This window comes from Corallococcus silvisoli, assembly GCF_009909145.1.
In the GTDB taxonomy this organism is placed as follows: domain Bacteria; phylum Myxococcota; class Myxococcia; order Myxococcales; family Myxococcaceae; genus Corallococcus; species Corallococcus silvisoli.
Genome location: NZ_JAAAPJ010000007.1, coordinates 23,725 through 44,800 on the forward strand (window position 1 = coordinate 23,725; position 21,076 = coordinate 44,800).

Annotated in this window: 21 protein-coding genes; 8 read left to right on the forward strand and 13 right to left on the reverse strand. The window is 72.4% G+C overall.

Going from position 1 to position 21,076, the window contains the following annotated elements:
* Entirely contained in the window at nt 1-345 is a 345-nt protein-coding gene (locus GTY96_RS14410; RefSeq protein ID WP_328700874.1) for an immunity 52 family protein, read from the forward strand.
* Here the strand turns inward: GTY96_RS14410 and GTY96_RS14415 are convergent.
* From GTY96_RS14415 to GTY96_RS14455, 9 genes are all read right to left on the reverse strand, one after another.
* Nucleotides 338-1,096, reverse strand: coding sequence for a PIG-L deacetylase family protein (locus GTY96_RS14415; protein ID WP_161665030.1), 759 nt, complete (start codon nt 1,094-1,096; stop codon nt 338-340). The two genes, GTY96_RS14410 and GTY96_RS14415, sit on opposite strands and share 8 nt — an antisense overlap.
* Nucleotides 1,093-2,379 carry a glycosyltransferase family 4 protein gene (locus GTY96_RS14420; RefSeq protein ID WP_255442341.1) on the reverse strand — a complete coding sequence of 429 codons (1,287 nt, stop codon included), beginning with the start codon at nt 2,377-2,379 and terminating at the stop codon, nt 1,093-1,095. Before GTY96_RS14420 ends, GTY96_RS14415 begins: the two co-directional genes overlap by 4 nt.
* Nucleotides 2,376-3,242 carry a sugar phosphate isomerase/epimerase family protein gene (locus GTY96_RS14425; protein WP_143903423.1) on the reverse strand — a complete coding sequence of 289 codons (867 nt, stop codon included), beginning with the start codon at nt 3,240-3,242 and terminating at the stop codon, nt 2,376-2,378. Before GTY96_RS14425 ends, GTY96_RS14420 begins: the two co-directional genes overlap by 4 nt.
* A gap of 3 nt (nt 3,243-3,245) precedes the next feature.
* A complete protein-coding gene (locus tag GTY96_RS14430) occupies nt 3,246-4,721 on the reverse strand; it encodes a YcaO-like family protein (protein WP_143903425.1) in 1,476 nt (491 codons plus the stop codon).
* The gene (locus GTY96_RS14435) at nt 4,718-5,551 is read right to left on the reverse strand and encodes a hypothetical protein (RefSeq protein ID WP_143903427.1); all 834 of its coding nucleotides are present in this window, start codon (nt 5,549-5,551) and stop codon (nt 4,718-4,720) included. Before GTY96_RS14435 ends, GTY96_RS14430 begins: the two co-directional genes overlap by 4 nt.
* Entirely contained in the window at nt 5,542-6,576 is a 1,035-nt protein-coding gene (locus GTY96_RS14440; protein ID WP_161665031.1) for a Gfo/Idh/MocA family protein, read from the reverse strand. Before GTY96_RS14440 ends, GTY96_RS14435 begins: the two co-directional genes overlap by 10 nt.
* A 94-nt stretch (nt 6,577-6,670) precedes the next feature.
* On the reverse strand, nt 6,671-7,603 hold the full coding sequence (locus GTY96_RS14445; RefSeq protein ID WP_161665032.1) for a hypothetical protein: 933 nt from the start codon (nt 7,601-7,603) through the stop codon (nt 6,671-6,673).
* 7 nt (nt 7,604-7,610) lie between these two features.
* Nucleotides 7,611-8,813: an inositol-3-phosphate synthase gene (locus GTY96_RS14450; RefSeq protein ID WP_328700875.1), complete on the reverse strand. Its 1,203-nt coding sequence runs from the start codon at nt 8,811-8,813 to the stop codon at nt 7,611-7,613.
* Nucleotides 8,814-9,038: 225 nt separating this feature from the next.
* On the reverse strand, nt 9,039-10,481 hold the full coding sequence (locus GTY96_RS14455; RefSeq protein ID WP_161665034.1) for an MATE family efflux transporter: 1,443 nt from the start codon (nt 10,479-10,481) through the stop codon (nt 9,039-9,041).
* Between the two features lie 89 nt (nt 10,482-10,570).
* Here GTY96_RS14455 and GTY96_RS14460 point away from each other — a divergent pair, with 89 nt between their 5' ends.
* On the forward strand, nt 10,571-11,764 hold the full coding sequence (locus GTY96_RS14460; protein ID WP_161665035.1) for a glycosyltransferase: 1,194 nt from the start codon (nt 10,571-10,573) through the stop codon (nt 11,762-11,764).
* Here GTY96_RS14460 and GTY96_RS38560 read toward each other — a convergent pair.
* Genes GTY96_RS38560 through GTY96_RS14475 form a run of 3 tightly spaced genes read right to left on the reverse strand, consistent with a single transcriptional unit; the run spans nt 11,695 to nt 14,618 of the window.
* Entirely contained in the window at nt 11,695-12,918 is a 1,224-nt protein-coding gene (locus tag GTY96_RS38560) for a glycosyltransferase family 4 protein (RefSeq protein WP_143903439.1), read from the reverse strand. The genes GTY96_RS14460 and GTY96_RS38560 overlap by 70 nt on opposite strands.
* A 49-nt stretch (nt 12,919-12,967) precedes the next feature.
* Nucleotides 12,968-13,702, reverse strand: a complete 735-nt coding sequence (locus tag GTY96_RS14470) for a DUF5953 family protein (protein WP_143903441.1) — start codon at nt 13,700-13,702, stop codon at nt 12,968-12,970.
* 1 nt (nt 13,703) lies between these two features.
* Nucleotides 13,704-14,618 carry a DUF6310 domain-containing protein gene (locus GTY96_RS14475; protein ID WP_235685619.1) on the reverse strand — a complete coding sequence of 305 codons (915 nt, stop codon included), beginning with the start codon at nt 14,616-14,618 and terminating at the stop codon, nt 13,704-13,706.
* 44 nt (nt 14,619-14,662) lie between these two features.
* On the opposite strand from GTY96_RS14475, the gene GTY96_RS14480 reads away from it, so the two are divergent.
* A complete protein-coding gene (locus GTY96_RS14480; protein ID WP_201756084.1) occupies nt 14,663-15,472 on the forward strand; it encodes a hypothetical protein in 810 nt (269 codons plus the stop codon).
* On the opposite strand, the gene GTY96_RS14485 is transcribed toward GTY96_RS14480, so the two are convergent.
* Nucleotides 15,473-16,513: a pirin family protein gene (locus GTY96_RS14485; RefSeq protein ID WP_143904217.1), complete on the reverse strand. Its 1,041-nt coding sequence runs from the start codon at nt 16,511-16,513 to the stop codon at nt 15,473-15,475.
* 449 nt (nt 16,514-16,962) lie between these two features.
* Between GTY96_RS14485 and GTY96_RS14490 the strand changes: the two genes are divergently transcribed.
* From GTY96_RS14490 to GTY96_RS38265, 5 genes are all read left to right on the forward strand, one after another.
* Nucleotides 16,963-17,961, forward strand: coding sequence for a hypothetical protein (locus GTY96_RS14490; RefSeq protein ID WP_161665037.1), 999 nt, complete (start codon nt 16,963-16,965; stop codon nt 17,959-17,961).
* 73 nt (nt 17,962-18,034) lie between these two features.
* Nucleotides 18,035-19,009, forward strand: coding sequence for a hypothetical protein (locus tag GTY96_RS14495; RefSeq protein WP_143903447.1), 975 nt, complete (start codon nt 18,035-18,037; stop codon nt 19,007-19,009).
* Nucleotides 19,006-19,671, forward strand: a complete 666-nt coding sequence (locus GTY96_RS14500; RefSeq protein ID WP_161665038.1) for a hypothetical protein — start codon at nt 19,006-19,008, stop codon at nt 19,669-19,671. Before GTY96_RS14495 ends, GTY96_RS14500 begins: the two co-directional genes overlap by 4 nt.
* A 10-nt stretch (nt 19,672-19,681) precedes the next feature.
* Complete coding sequence (locus tag GTY96_RS14505; RefSeq protein ID WP_143903451.1) at nt 19,682-20,077, forward strand: hypothetical protein; 396 nt, start codon at nt 19,682-19,684, stop codon at nt 20,075-20,077.
* 1 nt (nt 20,078) lies between these two features.
* Nucleotides 20,079-21,074, forward strand: a complete 996-nt coding sequence (locus GTY96_RS38265; RefSeq protein WP_143903453.1) for a hypothetical protein — start codon at nt 20,079-20,081, stop codon at nt 21,072-21,074.
* Nucleotides 21,075-21,076: the final 2 nt, after the last annotated feature.

The following is a 21,076-nucleotide window of genomic DNA, read 5'->3' on the forward strand; positions in this document are numbered from 1 at the left end:
GTGCTGACGGCCTCCGTCCTGTCCGAGTCCCTGCTCGCGATGGTCCTGAGTTGGGACCCGGAGTGGGGCGTCGTGACGTCCGAGCAACACAGGGACCTGATCTCGACTTCCGCGACCGTAGGCACCTTCACTGGCTGGATGACCTACTTCTCCCGCCAACGCGGACCCGTGCCTCCGCTCCCGGCGCCCGTGCGCGTCGAGCCCGTGGGAGACCTGGGCACGCTGGTCATCCTCACGCCGGAGCGGTTCACGGTGACGAACCCGGAGCACGTCCGGCTGGCCGCGGAGGTGCAACAGGTGCTCCTCGACGCGGGCTTGTTGCATCCCCTCCGGCCCCTCAGCTGACCGCCTCCGTCAGGAAGACCTCCGCGGCGCCGGTCCTTCCGTGGGCCTCCGCTTCCCGTTCGTGGAAGGCCTTGAGCAGGGGCGCGACCCCTTCCTCCCCTCCGAACTGGAACGCCAGCTGCGTGCCGTAGCAGGCACAGCCCTCCACCTTCCGCTCCAGGTGCTCCGTGATGTCCACCATCAGGGCGCCGAGCCCCGGTGGCACGGCCGCGTCTGGCTTCGCGTCCGGCTGGCGCACGGCGTAGGGCATGTCCCGGTAATACAAGACGCGGTTCGACGGGATGCCCAACCCCTGCACCGCCCGCACCACCTGCACGTGGTCCACGTGGCTTCCCAGCGCCTGCGGCACGAAGACCCGGTCCGGCTTCAGCTCCCACAACACCGGCCGCAGGCACCGCGCCACGGCCGCTTCGATGGCGTCGTCCAGTCGCGGCGGCCGGAACAGCGCCTCCGCGCTCGCGTAACCCCGGTGCGGCGCTTCCTCCAACTCTCCCCACACCGTGAGGTCCACGCCCAGCCGCTGCGCGAAGACCCGATCCTCCTCGCGCCTCAGGGCCATGTAGTCCACCTCCGGCCCCAACCCCTTCGCTGTCTGGCACTCCAGCGCGAAGCCCCGCGGCTCCCGCACCGACCGCGTGAAGACGGTGACGAGCGCCACCGTCCACCCCTTCGCCTTCAACGCCGAAAGCGTGCCCCCGCAGGAGAAGGCCACGTCGTCCAGGTGCGGCGACACGAACAGGGCCGTGCTCATAACAAGTGCGGCGCCGCCCGGAACCGGCACGAGGGATCCGCGCTCGCCTCCGTCGTCGTGGGGTCGTACAGGTGCGTCCACCGCGTGTCCGGCCGAGTGCCCGTCAGCTCCGTGTAGACCCCTTGAATCCTCCGCCCCACCGACCGCCACGAGTACAGCTCCCGCACCTCTCGCAGCGCCGTCACCGCCAGCCGCCTTCGCAGCGGCGCGTCGTCCATCAGCCGCCCCATCGCCTCCGCCAGCGCGACGCTGTCCTTCGGCGGGACCAACAGCCCGTCCCGCCCGTCCTCCAGGCAGTCCACCACGCCCACCGCCTTCGTCGACACGATGGGCAACCCCGACGCCATCGCCTCCAGCAACGTGTTGGAGAACCCCTCCGAATGCGTGGGCGACACGAACAGGTCCCCGCTCCGGTACAGGTCCGGTGCCTCCGAGTAGGTGGACGCGCCCGTGAGCTCCACCGTGCCCCGGAGCCCCTCCGCCTCCACCCGCGCGCGCACCGCCTCCACGTCCGGGCCCATCCCAGACACCCGCAGCTTCAGGCGCCGCCCCTCCGCCACCAGCCGCTTCACCGCGTCCAGCAGCTCCAGCACGCCTTTCCGCGCGTCCACCCGGCCGTGGTACAGCCACACCGGCACCTCCCGCAGCTCCCCGAGCCTCGACTCACTCCTCGGATGGAAGCGCCGCGGATCCGTGGCCCCCGGGACGATGGTGAACCGCTCCAGCGGCGTGCCGTGGTGCGCTCGCACCTCCTCCGCGAAGGACCTGCTGCCAATCAGGAGCGCCCCCGCGTGGCCCAGCACCGCGAGCATCGCCTGCTTGTGCGTCCCACAGCACGTCCCCACCCAGTGTCCGTCGCCTCCCTGGATGGAGACGATGTTGGGCAATCCCAGACGCCGCGCCGCCTCCAGCGCCGCCAGTCCGCACGGGTAGCCGTACTGCGCGTGGACGAGGTCGAACGGCCGGCGCCGGTGCTCGCGAATCACCGTGCCCACCAGGTCCTCCACGTCCTGCTCGAAGCTCGCGGGGTGGCCCTGGTTGATGCGCTGCTCCCCCCGGGACTCACACCCCAGCACGTGCGCGCCCGGAATCCCCGGCGGCGGCCCGCCCCCGTACACCGCCATGCCCGCGGGGTCGTTGCGGTACTGGCTCACCATCGTCACGTCATGCCCGCACGCGACCAGCTCCCGCACCAGGTTCAGCGCATAGACGCTCATCCCCGAGATCGCCGGGAAGAAGCGCCGGGAGATGAAGCAGATCCGCAGCCGGTTCACGTTGTTCACGCCGCCACCTCCGCGCCTGTCGGCAGGCGCGCCCTCAACCATTCCAGCGCCCCGGGCACCAGCTCGTGCGCCCGGTGCGCATCCCGGGACAGCTCCACGCACACCAGCCGGTCGTAGCCCGCGCGCATCAGCTCCCGCAGCACCGACGGCACGTCCACGTCCCCCTCGCCAAACGGCAGGTGCTCATGCACGCCGCGCTTCATGTCCTCCAGCGCCACCGTGCCCAGCACCGGCGCGAACTCGCGCACCGCCTCCGCGGGCGCCCGCTCCTGCGTCACCAGCAGGTGCCCCACGTCCAGCGCCAGCCGCACCGGGGGCGCCCCCGCCGCCTCCACCCGGGCGTGCAGCCGTCCCCAGCCGTCCACGGTCTCCACCAGCATCCCCGGCTCCGGCTCCACCGCCAGCACCACGCCGCGCGACGCCGCGTACTCCGACAGCCGGGCCACCCCGTCCACCAGCCATGGCCAGGCGGCCTCTTCCGTCACCCCGGGCCGGGGCACGCCCGCCCAGAAGGACACGGCCTCTCCCCGGCACGTCGCGCAGACGTCCACCGCGCGCTTCAGGAACTCCAGACGCCGCGCCCGGCCCGCCTCCTCCGGCGTGATGAGCGTGGGCTCGTGCTTCCTGCGCGGGTCCAGCAGGAAGCGCGCCCCCGTTTCCACCACCAGCCCCAGGCCCAGCCGCTCCAGCAGCGCGGCGAGCTGCCCGGCCCGCTGCTCGAAGTCCGGCGCGAACGGGTCGAAGTGGTGGTGGTCCAACGTCAGCGCCACGCCGTCGTACCCGCTGTCCGCGATGAGGCGCAGCGCGTCCTCGAAGCGGTGGTGGGCCACGCCGTTGGTGTTGTACGCGAAGCGCAGCGCCATGGCTCACTGCCCCCCGAAGCGGCGGCTCGCGAGCACCGCCGGCACCGCGTGGCGGTCCGGCTCCCGGTAGAGCGCGTACAGGCGCCCCACGCGCGCCTCCGCCAGCCGCGCGTTGAACCAGACGGGTCCACCCAGCCGCTCCTCGGCCTCCGGCGTCAGCCGCACCGGCTGCGCTCCCGGCGGTGGCGCCCCCATCCCCACCAGCGGATCCCGTCGCTCCAGCAGCCGCGCGGCGTTGCGCTCACCGATGCGGTTGTACGTCATCGTCTCCACCTCCAGCCCCGGCACCAGCACCTTCACCACGTGCACCTGACGGCCCGGCGGCGACAGGTCCGCGATCAGGATGTCGAAGCCCGCCGCGTGGAGCTGCCGCACCACGTGGTCGCACCGCAGCGACGGGTCCTCCGCCATGGGCGCCCGGGGCAGGTCCTCGAAGCGCACCGTCTTCCGCGTCATCAGCGTGCACGCCGTCAGCTCGCGCAGCGCCGCGGCCGGCATCCGCGCCCACTCCACCATCGCGTTCAGCGCGCGCGGCTCCTCCGCGCCCAGGTCCACCAGCGGCACGAAGCGGTCCATGTATTCCTGCGTCGCGACCCGGGCCACCGCGCTCAGCGGTCCGTGCATGAACGCCTTGCGCGCCCGCGAACAGGCGTACTCCAGCAGCGCCTTGCGCAGCGCCCGGTCCCGGTCCGGATCCGCCGCCTCGCCACACGCCGTCATCATCAGCGGCGGGTCCCCCACGGACATGTCTCGGCCCACCACGTACAGGTTGACCATGCCGAAGTCCGTGCCCGCCAGCTTCGCCATCACCTCCACCCCCGCGCGCCGGTAGCGCTCCAGCAGCTCGCGCACGTCCGGCGCCAGCTGCGCGCCTCCCAGGTCCAGCACCACGCCCTGGTCCATGGCGCGGTACTGAAGCCCGTTGCCGTCGCGCTGGAGCAGCTCCAGCAGGCCGTGCGACAGCGCCTGGGGCCGCGTCAGCCCCGCGCCCTGGCCGTTGGTGATGGGCGTGATGAGCGGCGAGCGGCCCTGCAACTGCCCCGGGTGGATGGCGACGTACTCCTCCGGCACCAGCACGCGCTCTCCGGTGGACAGCCGCTGCACCTCCACCCAGACGAGCGGCAGGTCCGGCCGGTACGGACTGCCCGCGGGCAGCCCCAGCGTGAGCGGGTCCGCCACCGCCGTGGGCCCTCGCGCGCGCACCAGCGCGGCGTAGCTGCCGTGAATGCGCGGCATCCGGAGCATCGCGTACTCGCAGAAGGTCTCCTCCACCAGCTCGCCCATCGCGCCGACGCGGGCCTCGTCTTCGGTGCGGCCGTAGCCGTTGCCGTGCAGCGCGGCGCCAGGGCCGGTCCCGATGCGCAGGCTGGCGGAGACCACCGGGACTCCCATCCGGTCGATGGGGTCGATGCGGAAGACTTGAAGCGCGCCGGTCGACACGGCGCGGTGATAGGCATCCAGGGCTCGGGCGACGCTCATGACAGCTCCTCCAACGGCAGGGGACGGGTGTGCGGCATGCCGGAGAGCAGCCGGTCGAACAGCGCCAGCGCGTGGTCGCGGGTGACGCCCCGCGCGAACTCGAACGGAGTGAAGACGTTCTCGAACGGCAGCTGCTTGAACACCGCGCGGTAGCGGCGCAGCTCCGCGTGGCTCAGCGGGATCGCGTAGTGGAAGCCCTTGTGACACGACAGCCCCGTGGGGCGGCCGCGCGCGTCCATGTCCACCTTCAGCGCGTCGCCGCAGAACAGCGAGCGGGTGCGCGCGTCGTACAGCACCGTCTGCCCTTCGTAGTGGCCCGCCACGCAGTGCAGCGTCAGCCCTGGCGCCAGCTCGTGTTCGTCATCCACCGGCCAGCGCACCTGGAAGGCCTTGCTGTATTGAACCGCGTCCCGGTGCAGGACGAGCAGCGGATCGAAGTGCTCCTGGAGCTGCCACAGCGCCCCGAAGCCGTGCGGGTGCGACGCGGACAGCACCTGGATGCCGCCCATCACCTCCAGGAACTCCAGCGCGGGCCGCGAATACCAGGGCGCGCCCTCGAAGACGACGTTGCCTTCCGGCCTGCGCAGGAGCCACCCCGTGGACCCCAGGCCGAAGTGCGGCGTGCAGGAGAAGGCCCAGATGCCGGGCAGCGCCTCCTCCCAGCGCGTGCTCAGCCGCTCCGACACCTGCCCCGCCGTCTGGAAGTCCCAGCCGTCGCGCGGCAGCGCGTTGCGCACGTCCAGGCAGGTGGGGCAGGCCGTGGGCCGCTCGCGCGGGAACCCCGGCTGCCAGGTGCCGCAGTGGGTGCAGGCATAGCGGATCAATGGCATGGCGGAAACGCCCTCCCAGAGTGGTTCGCCCGGGACAGGAGCCCCACGAGGCGCACGTCGCGGTCGGGGGAGAAGGGCTGCGGACGGCCGTCCAGCACGCAGGCCGAGAAGGACTCCAGCTGGTGGAGGAAGGGGCTCCGGTCCTCGTCCGGGGACAGGTGGATCCACGTCTCCTCGCCCGACCTCGCGTCGGTGAGCGACAGCGAACCGCCGGGCGTCTGCCCCATCGTCTTGTACGCCAGCGCGCGCGCCCGGGTGCCGATGAGCTCCAGCGTGCGCCGGGGGTACGCGTCCGGGCAGTTGTAGGCCACCTGCAGGAGCCCCAGCGTGCCGCTCTTGAACTGGCCCATCAGCACCGCGCCGTCGTCCACCGGGTAGCCGTGCACGCGCCGCTGCGTCATCGCGGTGAGCGACTGCCACTCATCCCCCAGCACCATCTCCAGCAGGTCCAGCCCGTGCGGCGCCAGGTCGATCATCGCGCCCCCTCCGGCCTGCTCCGGGTCGATGCGCCAGTTGCTCGGGGTCCAGTCCGCGGGCAGCCAGCACGCGTAGTGGATGCGCGCCTGGGTGACGGTGCCCAGCACGCCCTCCTTCACCAGCGTGCGCAGCCTGCGGTGCGCCGCGTGGTGGCGCTGGTCGAACGCGGTGGCGTAGTGCACGCGCCCGCGCTGACAGGCCACCACCATGCGCAGGGCCTCCTGCGGCGTGACGGCCATGGGCTTCTCGCACAGCACGTGCTTGCCCGCCGCCGCGCAGGCCTCCGTCATCGCCGCGTGCAGGTGGTTGGGCGTGGCGATGTAGACGGCCTCCACGCTCCGGTCCGCCAGCACCGACCCCAGCGCGGTGTGCCGGACGGCGCCGTCCGCCTGGATGCGGATCAGCGCCTCCGCGTCCGAGTCGCACAGCGCCACCAGCCGCGCGTTGCGGGACCCCTGGAGCGCCGGGATGACGTAGTCCCGCGCCACCCAACCGCAGCCCACCACCGCCCAGCCCAACTTGTGGGCTGCTGGCCTCGCCTCCAACATGGTCACCACCTCTCCGGAAGGTTCAGCCGCCGCCACCGCCGAGCGCGCGTGGAGCGCCGCGCCCGCGCCCCTCCGCTGGCCGTGGACCGCCGGCTCATGGCCACACCGTCGCTTCGCGGAGGACGTCGTCGCCGAACGTCCGCAGGGGGCCGGGGTGGATGAGCTCCAGGTCCTCCATCGCCTGGCGCAGGGTGAACCCCGCCGCGCGGGCATGGGCCTCCAGCTCCAGCGCGCGGTCCAGCGCGTCCGCGGCGTTGAAGGCGCGCGCCTCCGGGGAGTCCACGTTGCCGGTGAGCGTCAGCGCCTGCCGCACGGCCTTGGAGAGCCGGACCGGAAGCGAGGCCAGGGCCGCCTCCGTGTGGCGCCTCATCAGGGGCTCCAGCAGGTCCCCCAAGAGCGCCTCGCCGCCGTAGCCCGCGTCCGGCAGCACCGCGTTGAAGAGGTGATGCGACAGGCCCGCCAGGAAGGGCAGGGAGGGGGCCGCGCCGAACCGGGAGGAGACGAGCACCGCGCCCACCGCCACCGCGTAGCAGTGGTCCGCGTGCCCTTCCTGTGGGGGGACGAGGAGTCGCGCCCGCCCGGGGAACGTGGCCCCGGCGCGGGGTTGCCGCACCAGCCGCTCCACGAACGCGGGCGGAGGCGCGTGGGGCGCATCAGGTGTTTGCGTGAGCGCCAGGGACAGCCGCTCCCGCAGGTCGGACTCCAGCGGTCCCGCCACCGCGTCCAGGCCCCGGTGCAGGACCCGCGCGACGTCCCCGGAGGACAGTCCGGCCCGCAGGAGGACGTCCGCGTCCAGGCCGCCCAGCCTCACCGCGGCCACCGCGCGCGCCGTCTCCTGGAGCGCCACGGCTCCCGGGTCCACGCCGGAGGCGAGGGCCGCCCATGCGCGCCGGAAGCCGTGCGCGGCCAGTCCATCCGGATGGTCCGGGGTGCGCAGGCGCTTGAGGTCCATCAGCTCCGAGAGCAGCGGACGGAGCTCCGCCAGGCGGCCTGGGGCCGCCGCCGTGTCACGCGCGGGTGCGTTCATGGTGGTGTCAGCCCCTGAGGCGTTCCGGGGCGCGCTCCACCTGGTGCGCGCGGCCCTGGGCCAGCCACGCCATCAGGTGGCGCTGCTGTTCGGCCATGGCGTGCTCGACGGGCTGGCCATCCGGCGACATGGGGGCCTTGAAGAAGCACCCCAGCGCGTCGATGACGCCGCCCTCGCCACGGCGCCTGGCCAGGTCCAGCGTGCGCGCCAGCTCCACGACGAGCGGCGCGGCGAGGATGGAGTCCTTGCAGAGGAAGTTGAGCTTGAGCTGCATGGGCTGCCCCAGGAAGCCCGTGACGTCGATGTTGTCCCAGGCCTCCTTGTTGTCCCCGCGCGGGCGGTAGTACTGGATTTGAACGATGTGGTCCTGGACCTTGTAGCCAAGGATGCTGTCCAGGGCGGCGCCCTTGGTGTCGAGCTTGTTCTGCTTCGACGCCGGGTCGTCGAGCGCCTCGCCGTCGCGGTTGCCCAGGATGTTGGTGGAGTACCAGCCGTCCACGTGCAGCGCGCGGTCGCGCAGCGCGGGGGCGAGCACCGTCTTGAGCAGCGTCTGGCCCGTCTTGCCGTCCTTGCCCGCGAGCGGTGCGCCGGTGCGCTTCGCGAGCGCGAGCAGCGCGGGGATGTCCGAGGCGACGCTGGGCGTGAAGTTGGCGAAGGGGATGCCGTCCACGATGGCCGCGTACGCGTAGAGCATCGCCGGGCCGATGTCCGGGGCGTTCGCGTCCAGGGCCTTCTCGAAGGACTCCGGCGTGGCGAACTCCGGACGGGTGGGGTCCACGCTCTTCTCCGTGGAGGCCAGGTTCACCACCACCACGCGGTCCAGCCGCTCGTCCTTCTTGAAGCGGGTGAGGTCGTCGCGGAGGACCTGCACCTGCTCGCGCAGGGAGCGCGCCTGCTTCACGGCCGTGCCGACGACGTTCTTGCAGAACTTCGTGTTGGAGGCCGCGGGCCACGGGCGCATGCGGCCCAGCGTGGGGGCCACCGCCTCCAACTGGGCCTCGGTGAGCACCGCGTGGTGGCGCGCCGCCTGGACCAGGTCCTCCTCGAACAGGTCCCAACCTCCGAACGTCAGGGCGCCGTACTCCACCAGCCCCAGCCCCTTCACGCCCGCGAGCGGCAGGCCCCGGGTGTCCACCCGCCCCTGGCGCAGCAGCTCCATGCCCGCCACCGCCGTGGTGGCCACCGCTCCACCCAGACCCACAATCGCCACGCCCAACCGCTCGTTGCCCGCCATGTGTGAAGCCCCCCCGCGACCGCGGCACCCCGGAGCTCGCGGCGGTGCGTCCGGGGGCGCTCCGGGGTTGCGGGAGCCCCCGGTGTCCGGGTCGCGCCCGGCACGCACACGCTGCGAGAGTCCAGGGAAAGTCGGCATGTGGGCGAGCGCTTTCAACTCAGCCCCTGGACCGTGTGGATTGTCCGCTGGCGGGGGCCGGCATCAAACGTGCCGCAGCTTCCAGCCTCCGCGTCGGAAGAGGGCGGCGCTGGCCAACCCCAGCGCGCCGTAGGTGACGGCGATGGCGACGAACGCGCCCGTGGGGCCCCAGCCCAGCGGATGGGAGAGGATCCACGCCAGGGGCAGCTGGAGGCCCCAGGAGAAGAGGCCGTTCACCACGGTGGGCGTGGTGGTGTCCCCCGCGCCGTTGAAGGCGTGAGGCAGCACGGTGACGAAGGCGTAGAGGGCCAGGCTGCAGCTGACGATGCGCAGGCAGCGCGCGGCGTGCAGGGCCACCTCCGGTTCGGAGGTGAAGCGGTGGATGAGGGGCTCGGCGAAGACGAGGAAGCCCACCGCCACCGCGCCCAGGAAGCCGAGCGTGTAGAAGCTGGCGCGCCACGCGGCGCGCTCGGCCCGGTCGGTGTCGCCCGCGCCCAGGCTCTGGCCCACCAGCGTGCCCGCCGCGTGGGACAGGCCCCACGATGGCTGCTGCGCGAAGAGCAGGATGCGCATGGCCAGCGTGTAGCCCGCGAGCGCCGTGCTGCCGAAGGTGGCCACGATGCGCATCAGCACGAGCCAGCTGGACATGCCCAGGAGCGACTGGAGGATGGCGCCGCCGGACAGCCTGAGCAGGGAGCGCAGCGTGGACGGCTCCACGCGCAGGTGCCCGCGGCGCAACTCCAGACGTCCGCTGCCCTTGAGCAGCCGGTACAGCTGATACAGCACGCCGGTGGAGCGGCCCACGGTGGTGGCCAGCGCCGCGCCGGTGACGCCCATGGCGGGCACGGGGCCCAGGCCGAAGATGAACAGCGGCGCGAGCACGATGTTCACGGAGTTGGCCAGCCACAGCGCGCGCATGGAGGTGGCCGCGTCCCCCGCGCCGCGCAGGATGGCGCTGATGAGGAACAGCAGCATGATGATGGGGAAGCCGCCCAGCATCAGCCGCGTGTAGGAAGTGCCTTGCGCCACCACGCCGGGCGCGGCGCCCAGCGCGATGAGGAGCGGGCGCGCGAAGAGGCAGCCCGCGAGCGCCAGCGGCACGGCCAGGGCCAGCCCCAGCCCCAGGGCCTGCACGGCGGTGCTCGCGGCGCGCTCCGGATCCTTCTGGCCGATGCGGCGGGCGATGAGCGCGGTGGCGCCGATGGAGAGCCCCAGCGGCACGGTCTGGAAGAGCGTGAGCACGGACTCGGTGAGGCCCACGGTGGCGATGGCGTCCGCGCCCAGGCGCGACACGAAGAGCACGTCCACCAGGGCGAAGATGGACTCCATCACCATCTCCAGCACCATGGGGACGGACAGCAGCAGGAAGGCGCGGTCCACGGGCCCGGTGGCCAGGTCCTCGGTGGAGCCGCGCACGGCCAGCCACAGGGAGGCGAAGAGGCCCTTGAGTCCCGAGGCGGCGGGGGAGGCGTCCGAGGCGCGCGGGGCGGGAGGGGGTTGCGTCATGGATTGGGCGTTGCAACGGGACGCCTGGGGGCTTTCATCCCTCGTGGTTCCCTGCCTGCCGGCGCTGGGGCCCGGGTAGATTCCGCGACATGGCTTCCGGTCCCCGAGTCCTCCTCCTCGCCGAGCGCTTTCCCCCCGACATCGGAGGGCTGGCCCGCAGCGGCGCGCGCACCGCGGGCTCGCTCGTGCGGCTGGGCGCGCGCGTGGACGTGATGGCCTGGACGCGCACGGCGGCGCCCGGGGCGCTGGAGACGGTGGCGGACGCGGGGGAGGTGTCGCCGTTCGCGAAGGGCGTGACGCTGCACCGGCTGGGGTTGTTCGGCGGCGTGGACCTGTCCATGCAGCACACGCTCGATGTGCTCGGCTACCTGCACGCGCGGCGGAAGTACGACCTGGTGTGGGGGCACTACCTGTACCCGCCGGGCTTCCTCGCGGTGGTGTTCGCCCAGAGCGCGGGGCTGGCGTCCGTGCTCAGCGCGCGCGGCAACGACGTGGATCAGCTGATGTTTCCGCCGGGGGACTTCGCCCGCCTGCTGTGGACGCTCCAGCGGGCGGACGTGCTCACCGCCGCGTCGCGGGACCTGGGCCGGAAGATGGCGATGCTGTTGGGCCGAGACCCGGGCGTGGAGGTCATCCCCAACGCGGTGGACACGGCGCTGTTCTCACCGGGGCCGGCGGACGGGGCGCTGCGCGAGCGGCTGGGCATCGCGCCGGGCGAGGCGGTGCTGGGGTTCTCCGGCGAGCTGCGCCACAAGAAGGGGCTGCCGTTCCTCCTGTCGGCGCTCACCGAGGTGCGGCGCGTGCGGCCCGCGTGCCTGCTGGTGATTGGCGAGGTGCGCGCGCGGGACGCGGAGCACCTGGTGGCCTACCGGACGGAGCACCCCGAGGACGCCTCCCGCATCCTCGTCTCCGGCGCGCTGGAGTCCCCGGCGCTCATCGCGGAGCACCTGCGGCTGTGTGACGTCTATCTCCAGCCGTCGTTGTGGGAGGGCATGCCCAACGCGCTGCTGGAGGCGATGGCCTGCGCGCGGCCGGTCATCGCCAGTGACGCGGGGGGCATCCCGGAGGCGGTGGAGTCCGGGGTGAATGGGTTCATCGTGCAAAAGGCGCTCTTGAATCACCTGGGGCAGGCGTGCCTGGACGTGCTGGGCCTGTCGGACGCGGAGCGCGCGGCGCTGGGGGCGGCGGCGCGGGCGCGCATCGAGGCGGGGTTTCAGTCCGGCGCGGAGGCGGAGGTGCTGTCGCGGGTGCTGGCGCGCGCGATCCCCAGGTCGTCCGCGTAGGCGCTCACGAGGGCTTGCTGGGCGCGGCCCCAGGGGAAATCCCGCTCCACGCGGGCGCGGGCGTTGGCGCTCAGCGCGGCGCCGAGGGCGGGGTGGGCGGCCAGGTCCTTCACGGCCTCCGCGATGGCCTTGGGCGAGCCGGGGCGGACGCGGTAGGCCTCCGTGGCCTCCGCCAGCGCGCGCACCACGGGAAGGTCGCTGACGACGACGGGGGTGCCGGTGGCCATGGCCTCCAGGAGCTTGAGGGGGCAGCAGCCCTGCACGCAGTTGCGGTCGTTGACGGGCAGCGGGACGAGCACGACGTCACAGGCGTGGTGCAGCCGGGCGAGCGCGTCCTGGGGCAGGGGTTCGAGGAGCTCGACCGCGCCCTGGAGCAGCAGATCGCCGCAGCGGTCCAGGAGGGCGCGGCGCGCGTGCTTGCGCAGGGGGCCCACGAGGGTGAGGACCACGGGCAGGTCGCGGCGCAGGAGGCGGCAGGCGTCCAGGGCGTGGTGCACGCCCTGCCACGCGGTCATGGTGCCGCTGTAGAGCATGCGCAACGGGCGGCCGGGCTCCGGGGCGCGCGGCGGGGCGTGGCGGAACACGTCCAGGTCCACGCCGTTGGGGATGACGCGCAGGCGCCGTGGATCCGCGCCTCGGGAGAGGAGGTATTCCGCGGTGACGGCGCTGGGGGTGACGAGGAGGTCGGCGGCCTGGAGGCAGGCGGCTTCCTGCGCGAGGAGCTTGCGCAGCAGCTCCGCGTCGTCCGCGACGTCGGGGTGGTGGTACTTGAGCTCGATGGAGGGCAGGCCGTTGACCTCGTAGACGAGGGCATCGGTGAGGGAGGCCTTGCGCCGGGCGATGGGGTAGCCCTCGAAGATGGAGCGCACGTGGACGACCTTCGCGCGAGGCCGGCCCTGCCACCACGCGCCCAGATGCGAGCGGAACGTCAGCGCCTGGGCGACCAGGTCTTTTCCGCGGGCACCCAGCGGGTGGTAGGTGACGTTCGGGCCGAGGGCGGGAGCGGGAGCGTCAGGCGCGTCGCCGATGGCCACGAGGTCCACGGGTCCGAACGCGGCGCCCAGCGCGTCGACGAAGGCGCGGATGTGCACGGCCGCGCCCTTGGGGGCGGGGAAGCGGTCGAAGGACGCGTAGACGATGCCGGAAGAGGCCACGGCCCGGTGCTACCGCGACGGGGGCCCGGCGGCAAACGGGCCGGGCGTGTCACGGGATGGAGCGTCCGCCGATGGAGGGGAAGCGTTCGTAGGCGCGGAGGAGCGCGTCGAGGTGGCGCGGGTCATCCAGGTCGAGGGGGGCGTCCGTGAGCTGGACGACCCAGCCACCGGTCGCGGTGCGCCGGGAGCGTGTCAGCAGCTCCGCGTCGCGCGCGGGGTCCGGGAACCCGAGGGCCCGCGCGGTGGCGGCGGACCAGTAGTTGAGCCACCCGAGGCGATGTGGAGTCCCGGGGGAGCCCAGGTCCTCTGGGAGCTTGAGCGCTGGAAGTCCTCGGGGCGGGCGAGGGGGCCCATCCAACGAGGGGCTTGTCTGGAGTGCGATGTCCAAGGCCGCACCATCCGGCGTCGAATGTCCCCAGAAGGCGCGAGCCTCCTCCGCCACCGCTGACAACACCTCCATCGCGTTGGAGATCCCAGCCGCGTCCATGGGCCATTTCGCGTGAACTTCCAATTGCGCATGACCGCCAGGAGAAACGCCCGCGGGGCTTTCCCACCCGGTCAGCGTCACGAGATGGTCTTCATCTGCGTTGCAAAGGAGAGGCAGCTCGCCGTCTGGCAGGTCGCGCCGAGGGGCTGGGACGAACTGGCCCTCATCCGAGATCGTCCACGATAGATGCAAGCCGGGGAGCGTGTGCTCCATGGCATGAACAAGGGTGTCACGGCGGCTGTCATCCCGCACGAGCGCGGGCGCGTAGACGATGAGGAGAAGAGGTTGGGTTGCCATTTCAGCACCAATCCATGACAACGATGGTGAGGGAGGGCGCCTGCTTGAGCAGGGCCGCCCTGTGCGCGGCGCTGCGTACTCCGACCGCGAACTTGAATCCACAGGCCAGCGCCAGAGCTCGCTCGCGTGTCAGCTCCGCCGCTTGCTTCCTGACCACGATCTCCTGAAGGGCGGACGTGAACGCATCGAAGTTGTCGGTCTTGATCTCCCAGAGGGTCCGCGTCGCCGGTTGTAGCGCGTCGAAGGCCTTGCCGTTGACCAGGGCGTTGGCGCCCCGGAAGGCGTTGAGCGGGAGGTTGTCCGCGCAGGTGTCGTGCACGCTGTTGCCGCCCTTGGGTGGGACGCGCTTGGGGATGCACTCCGGGCCGCGCTCACGCGGCTCCATGAAATCAGGTGGCCCGGGGGGCGGAGGAAACCAGTCCTGCCCCGCCGCGCCTGCCTGCGCCGTGGGTTCCGATTGAGTCACCCGTTGTCCCGCGACGGGCTGGGTCTCCTCTCGGGGCTCTGGATACTGATGCCGCAGCTCATACGCCTCCAGCTCCTCCCGGATGGCGACCGCCACCACCACCGCGCCGATGATGACCACGGCGCCCACCGCGAGCTCCGGCTGGGTCAGCAGGCAGACGCCCACCAGCATCTCCAGGCTGGCCGCGTCGGCCGTGGCCACGGGACAGCGGTGTCCGGTATCGCGGAAGTGGATCCTCCGGGTGTCGAGCGCGTGGAAGCACTGCTCCACCACCTGGGACCAGGGGCGGGAGGCCTCCTTCACGACGCACCGGCCTCCGTCCGTCCAGGGCAGCTTCGCCGCCCGCTGGAGGTTGGCGATCCTGGGACTCCGGGGGACGGAGGGCTCCGTCGTCGCGCAGGCGGAGAGGACGAGCAGCAGCGCGAGGCAGGTGCGGAGGGGCATGACCATGTCCTCGCTTCTTCTACCTGATGGACGTCGGGCAGGATGCGCGCATGCTCATGAGTTCCGTGGTGATGGTGGCGCTGCTCGCGGCCCCGGCTGCTCCCAAGTCCCAGCCGCTCACATGGAAGGTGACCGGCTCGGACGTGACGTTCGAGATGTCCGCCAAGGACCTGCGCGCCCTGCGCGGCGGCAAGGAGGTGTTCGGCCTCCAGTCACGCAAGAAGGCCTTCCTCTCCAGCCTCGCGCCCGACCCGGACGACACCCGGGACCGGTCCGAGTGGGAGGCCTCCCAGTCCTTCACCGTCCTGTCCGTGGTCGGCCCGTGGGTCAGCACCGAACAGTCGAGCGATGGCTACACCGGCGGCGCTCACCCGTACTCGCACACGTCCTACGTCACCGATGACGTCACCCAGGGCAAGGGCGGCTTCTCCCTGCTCTCCGCGTTCGCGGAGCAGGACGTGCTCAAGGCCCTCAAGGCCGACGGCTTCGTGAAGAAGCACGTCCGCGACGAGGCCGCCTTCAAGAACGCCAAGACGGTGGAGGCGATGCTCGAGAGCCTGGAGCCCGGCGAGGACTGCGTGGGCTTCCAGTACGGCCTCGACAACGTGAAGCGCTCGGTCGCGTTCCACCACCTCGAGGGCGACTCCGTCGCCGTGCGCATCGCGTTCGGCTACGACAACGAGTCGTGCCGCGGGAGCAAGTTCGTCGTGGGCGTGCTCCTGCCCATCCCCGCGTCCCTGCGCCCCGCCTTCGACCGCGCCGCCAGCCGAGCCGAGGGCTTCCTCATGAAGGACGCGAAGGCCGTGCACGCGCCCTCCGTGAACTTCGAGTGGAAGCCCCCCGAGGCCCAGAAGCCCTGATCAGGCTGGCCGCTCGACCCGGCCGTCCGCGTGCCGCGCGAAGCGGCCTTCCTCACGGCCGTGCACGGGGGCGTGGTCCGGCCAGGGCCAGCCTCCGAAGCCCGTGCGCTGGTAGTCCGCGAAGGCCTGCTGGATCTCCTGCCGCGAGTTCATCACGAACGGGCCGTACTGCACGACCGGCTCGCCAATGGGACGCCCCTGGAGCAGCAGCAGCTCCGCGGTCTCCGCGCCGTTCTCCAGCGTCACGTCCAGGTCCGCGCGCAGCTCGATGGCGCGCGACGCCGGGAGGGCCCGGCCGCCCACCGTCAGCTGGGAGCCCAGGAAGAAGTACAGCATCCGGTTCGTGCCGCGCGCCGCCGCCGGCAGCGTCCAGCGCGCACCCGGCTCCAGCTTCAGGGTCCAGATGGCCACGTCCGCCTCCGCGCGCGCGGCCCAGGACTTCGGCGGTGGAGGCGGAGCCTTCACGTCACCCAGGTTGCCGGCCACCACGGTGACCTCCGTGGCGCGTCCCGCCGCGTCCTTCACCACGTGCCGGGGAATCACGTGGTCCCAGATCATCGAGAAGTGCGGCGTGACCATCTTGTCCACGCGCGGCAGGTTGAGCCAGATTTGAAACAGCTCCACCGGGTTGGACTGCTCCTGCTTGAGCAGCGGGAACATCTCCGAGTGGTTGATGCCACTGCCCGCGGTGAGCCACTGCACGTCGCCTCCGCCAAAGCGCGCCGCCGCGCCCAGCGAGTCGGAGTGGTCCAGCAGGCCATTGCGGACGATGGTGACCGTCTCGAAGCCCCGGTGCGGGTGCTGGGGGAAGCCCGGCACGACGGTGCCGTGGTACATGTTCCAGCCGTCCCGCCCGCCGAAGTCCTGGCCCAGGTCGCGGCCCGCGAGCGAGGCCTCCGGCCCCAGCGAGGCGTTGCCCCGCGGATACCGGTCGTTGTGATGCACGCAGAAGAGGAACGGATCCGGCGTCCGCCAAGGCGACGGGGACGGCCCGAGTGGATCCACCCGGAGGATGGCTTCTGGTTGCTGCTGCGGATTCATCTTCTGCTCCTCTGTCTTTCCCGCGCCGCGTGAGCATCCCGCGGCGGTGGTGACTCCCGCCGCCGCGATCAGCTTCAGCGCCGCCCTGCGGCTGACTTCATCCACGGTCCACCTCGCGCCCGATGCCGTTGGGGCCGTTCCATTCTACCTAACGGCCCGCCGTCCACCGCGCCCGCCCCGGCGCCGGGGACCCTCGGGGAGCGGGGCCCCGCTCGCACGGAGGGTGCTCCAGGCCCGAGGAGACAGGTCTCCAGGGCCCTGGCGATGGGGCTGTCCCCCGCCGCGCGCCGTGCTCCCGATGCGCGCTCCCGTGTCCCAGGCCCTGGACGCCCTGCCGCGCGCGAGGCACCCGTGCCGTCGCGGGTCGCCCGTCCGTTTGACGGTCCATCGCACGGGCCCCTACGCTCGAACGCGGTCCGCCCGCGAGGCGCCGCAGGGAGTCCATCGCCGTGGCGCTCAACATCACCCGCTTTCACACCGCCTTCCGCTACCAGTCCCGCGCCCCCGTCCCGGAGCTGCTCCGGGACCTGGAGGTGCTGGGACGGCTGGATGCCAGCGCGGAGAAGCAGCTGGGCGCGATGAACCTGCTCACGGGGTTCACGCTGCTTCCTGGCGGGATGCTGGCCCTGCTGACCTATGGCGTGTGGCATGGCACCGTGAAGGCGAACGTGGAGCTGGCCGAGGAGGGGGTGCGGCTGCTCCAGGCGGGGGCCCTGGTCGCCGCGACCCTCATCGTCGCGGGGGTCTTCCTGCTGCTGCGCCGGTCCACGCTGAAGCCGCGCGACCTGGACAACCGGCGCTATGGGCTGGCCCGGGTGCTGCTCAACCGCTTCCAGGTCGACCTGGCCCCGGACGCGGAGGTGCGCCTGCGGCTGGACCTGCGTCCGCCCGACGTGCGCGAGAAGCGCGTGAAGGAAGACGACCTGCCGGGCGGGTGGTTCACGCGCTTCTACGTGGACCCATGGTTCACGCTGGAGGCCCGGCTGGCGGATGGCACCTTCCTGCGGATCCACATGGTGGAGCACCACCAGCGGCGTGAACGCGGCAAGACGAGCGCCAGCGGCAGGACGAAGGTGAAGACGAAGCAGAAGGGCTTCGCCCGGTTGCAGGTGTCCGTGCGCGTGAAGCCGGAGCGCTACCCCGGGCTGGAGACGCTGAAGGCCCGGGCCACCGCCGCCACGCGCCTGCCCCGGCGCGTGGCGCTGGAGCGGGTGCGCGTCGGAGCGGACCGGCTGTCCCTGCGGGTCCGGTTGGCTGATGACTGGGTGGCCCGGGCGGAGCGCGCCCCGGATGATCCGGAGACGCCCGCCTTCTGGAAGCAGGCCCTGGCGAAGGACGACGCGTCACGCACCGCGACGATGATGTTGCTGAGCCTGTACCAGGTGCTGGGCCATGCACGAAAGGACGGCAAGCGGCGCGCCTCGCGGGGACGGCGCCAGTCGGTTTGACCTGTCCGTAGGCCCCTCCTACGCTGCCTCGCGGTCGGCCCATGGCTGGTGCCGCTGAACAAGGTCCCCTCTCGTGGCGCTCGATCCCATCGCCTTCCAACAGACGCACCTCTACGCGATCCGGGCCCCGGTGGAGGAGGTGCTGGCCGACCTGAAGACCCTGGAAGGGATGGACGTGGAGGCGGAGGAGAAGCGCGGCCTGCTGTGGGTGGGCGCCTGGGGCGCGCTCCTCTCCAGCATCGCCCTGTACTGCCTGGTGGGGGTCCTCTGGATGGAGAATCAGTCGCCGGAGCTGCGCGCCCGGTTCTCCTTCCTGCCCGCGCTCGTGTTCTGGGTCCCCTTGCTGGCGTCGGTGGTGCTCTTCATCGTGCGCGCCCGGTCCCGGAAGGCGGACCTGGAGAACCGCCGCTATGGGCTGGTGGCCCGGCTGCTCCAGCGCTTCATGGTGGACCTGGAGCCGAACGCGCCCGTGGACCTGAAGCTGGACCTGGCGCCCATCGACGAGTCGCACAAGTGCGTGGGACGGCCCAGCCGCGGCCGGTGGGACTGCGAGGACTTCACCGATGCGTGGCTGTCCCTCCAGGGCCGGTTCGCGGACGGCACGCACCTGCACCTGTCCATGGTGGATCACCTGCAGAAGCGCAAGCGCACCCGCCGGAGCGCCAGCGGCAGGACGAAGATCAAGAGAAAGACCAAGGGCAAGTCGCTGCTGCAGGTGGCGCTGCGCGTGAAGCCGGAGCGTCACCCCGGCCTCGCGGAGCTGGGCTCGAGCGCGCAGCGCGCGGCCCGGCTGCCCCCAGGCATCCGGTTGTCGCGGCTGGAGGTGTCCGAGGACCGCGTGGCGATGCGGGCCCTGCTGCCCCAGGACTGGGTCGAGTGGGCGCCGAAGCCCCCGGCCGCCCCCGCCGGCAAGAAGGGCCACCGCGCCCCGCCTCCCGGTCCCCAGGACGCGTCGCGCGCCGCGACGATGATGCTGCTGAGCCTCTATCAGGTGCTCAACTTCTCCAGCTCCCTGCGCAAGTTCGGGAGTGTGAGGGCCTCCCCGTGAAACCGCGTGTCCTGTTCATGCTGGTCCTGGGCGTGCTCGCGGCCCCCGCGTGCTCGCAGGGGGGCGCACCCGCATCCAGCGCGCCGCCCACCTTGGCCGCTTCCGCCGCCGCCACCGAGGCGCACGAGGCGGGCGCCAAGCTCAAGTTCAAGGACGGCGACGACCGCGAGCGCTTCTCGCTCAAGCTCAAGGACGACGGCGCCAAGCTGGTCGACGGCGAGGACAAGGAGGTCGCCCGCTACAAGTGGAAGGACGGCGACCTCAAGGTGTCCGGCCCGGACGACGCGGTGCTGGCGTACGTCACGGGGGGCCCGGACGTGTTCCAGGTGAAGGACGCCGCGCGGCAGGCCGTGCGCTACACGCTCGCGCGCGACGGCGGCGGCTGGAAGCTCACGGACGCCCGTGGCGCGGTGCTCTACACCGTGGCGACCGGCGGCGAGGGCGCGTCCGTGAAGGGCGCGTCCGGCGCGGAGGAGCTTCGCGTGAAGGTGCGCGACGGCAAGCTGTCGCTGCGCGACCCCGCGGGGAAGACGGTGCTCGCCACCAAGACGCCCGTATCGCCAGAGGCCGCCGCGTGTCTGGGCTTCGCCTCGCTGGACCTGCCCCTGCGCATGGCCCTGCTCTTCCGCCTCAAGTCCCCCGCGGGCGCCGCGTCGCCCTGAGCCCTCCGCCATGCTCCCAATCTTCTCTTCCGCCGAGCAGTGCCTGGAGACCACCGGCTTCCTCTTCTCCCACCCGTGCAAGCGCAAGGCGTCCACGCAGTGCGCGCGCTGCCAGAAGCCGGTGTGCATGCTCCACGGGCGCATGCTCGACGGCGCGGAGAACGTGTGCGTGACGTGCGCCCGGGCGGCGGACAACGGCGACGAGAACCGCGATCCGTCCGACACGTCCCCGGACGAAGCGGAAAGCGACCCGAGCTACTACTACAAGGACTACGGCTATTACGGCCGCGACGCGTGGTCCACCTCCGGGGCGTCCCGCGACCGCGACGACTTCACGGAGGCGGACGGCGCGAGCGTCCGCCGCGAGGACGACGCCTCCTTCGAGGAGGAGCTGGGCGGCAGCTGAAGTGGCCGCGCGACGCCAGCACTGGCGCTTGTACGCGCTGGGAGGAGGCCTGGGGCACCTGACGCGCGCCGCGGGGCTGGCCCGCGCCGCCGTGGCCCGGGGCCACTCCGTGGAGGTGCTCACCAACAGCCCGTTCGCCGCCGGCCTGCCCCTGGAGGCGCTGCTGGGGCCGGGCGCCACCGTGCACCGGCTGGACGCGCGCCTGGACAAGGCCGCCACGGTGGCGGCGGTGACGGCGTGGCTCCAGGGCGCCCCGCCCGACGTGCTGGTGGTGGACACCTTCCCCCGGGGCCTGTTGGGAGAGCTGGTGGCGTTGCTCCCCGCGGTGCGCGCGCCGCGCGTGCTGGTGCACCGCGACCTGAACCCCGTCTACGTGGAGCGCTTCGACGTGGCCCGCGCGGTGGAGGCGTTCGACCTGCTCGTCGTGCCCGGCGAGGACGCCCCCTTCATGCACCACCCGCGCGCGGTGCGGACGGCGCCGTGGCTCCTGCTGGACGCGGACGCGCTGCTGCCCCGCGAACAGGCCCGGAGGCGGCTGGGGCTGGAGGACACGGACCCCCGGCCGCTGGTGGCGGTGATGGGGTGCGGCCGTCCGGAGGAGGTGGCCGAGGCCGGGGACACCGCCGCCCGGCTGCGTGTGACCCTGGAGGGTGGGGCGGAGGTGCGGTGGCTCGTGCCCTCGGGCGGGGGCGCGGGGCAGGCCGTCTGGCCGGCGCTCGCGGTCCTCCGGGGCGTGGACGTGCTGGTGGGGGCGGGCGGCTACAACACCGTCCAGGAGGCCCGGGCCACCGGGACCCCGCTGGTGGCGTGGGCGCATCCCCGGCTCTACGACCGGCAGGCGGTGCGGCTGAGGGATTCGGAGCGCGTGGCGGACGCGGCGGACCTGGAGGCGCGGGTGGTGGCCCTCTTGCGTGAAGGGCCCGGCGTGCGTCCTGGCGCCTGGGTCAACGGCGTCCACCGGGCGGTGGAGGCCATCGAGCGCACCGCGAGAGGGTAGGG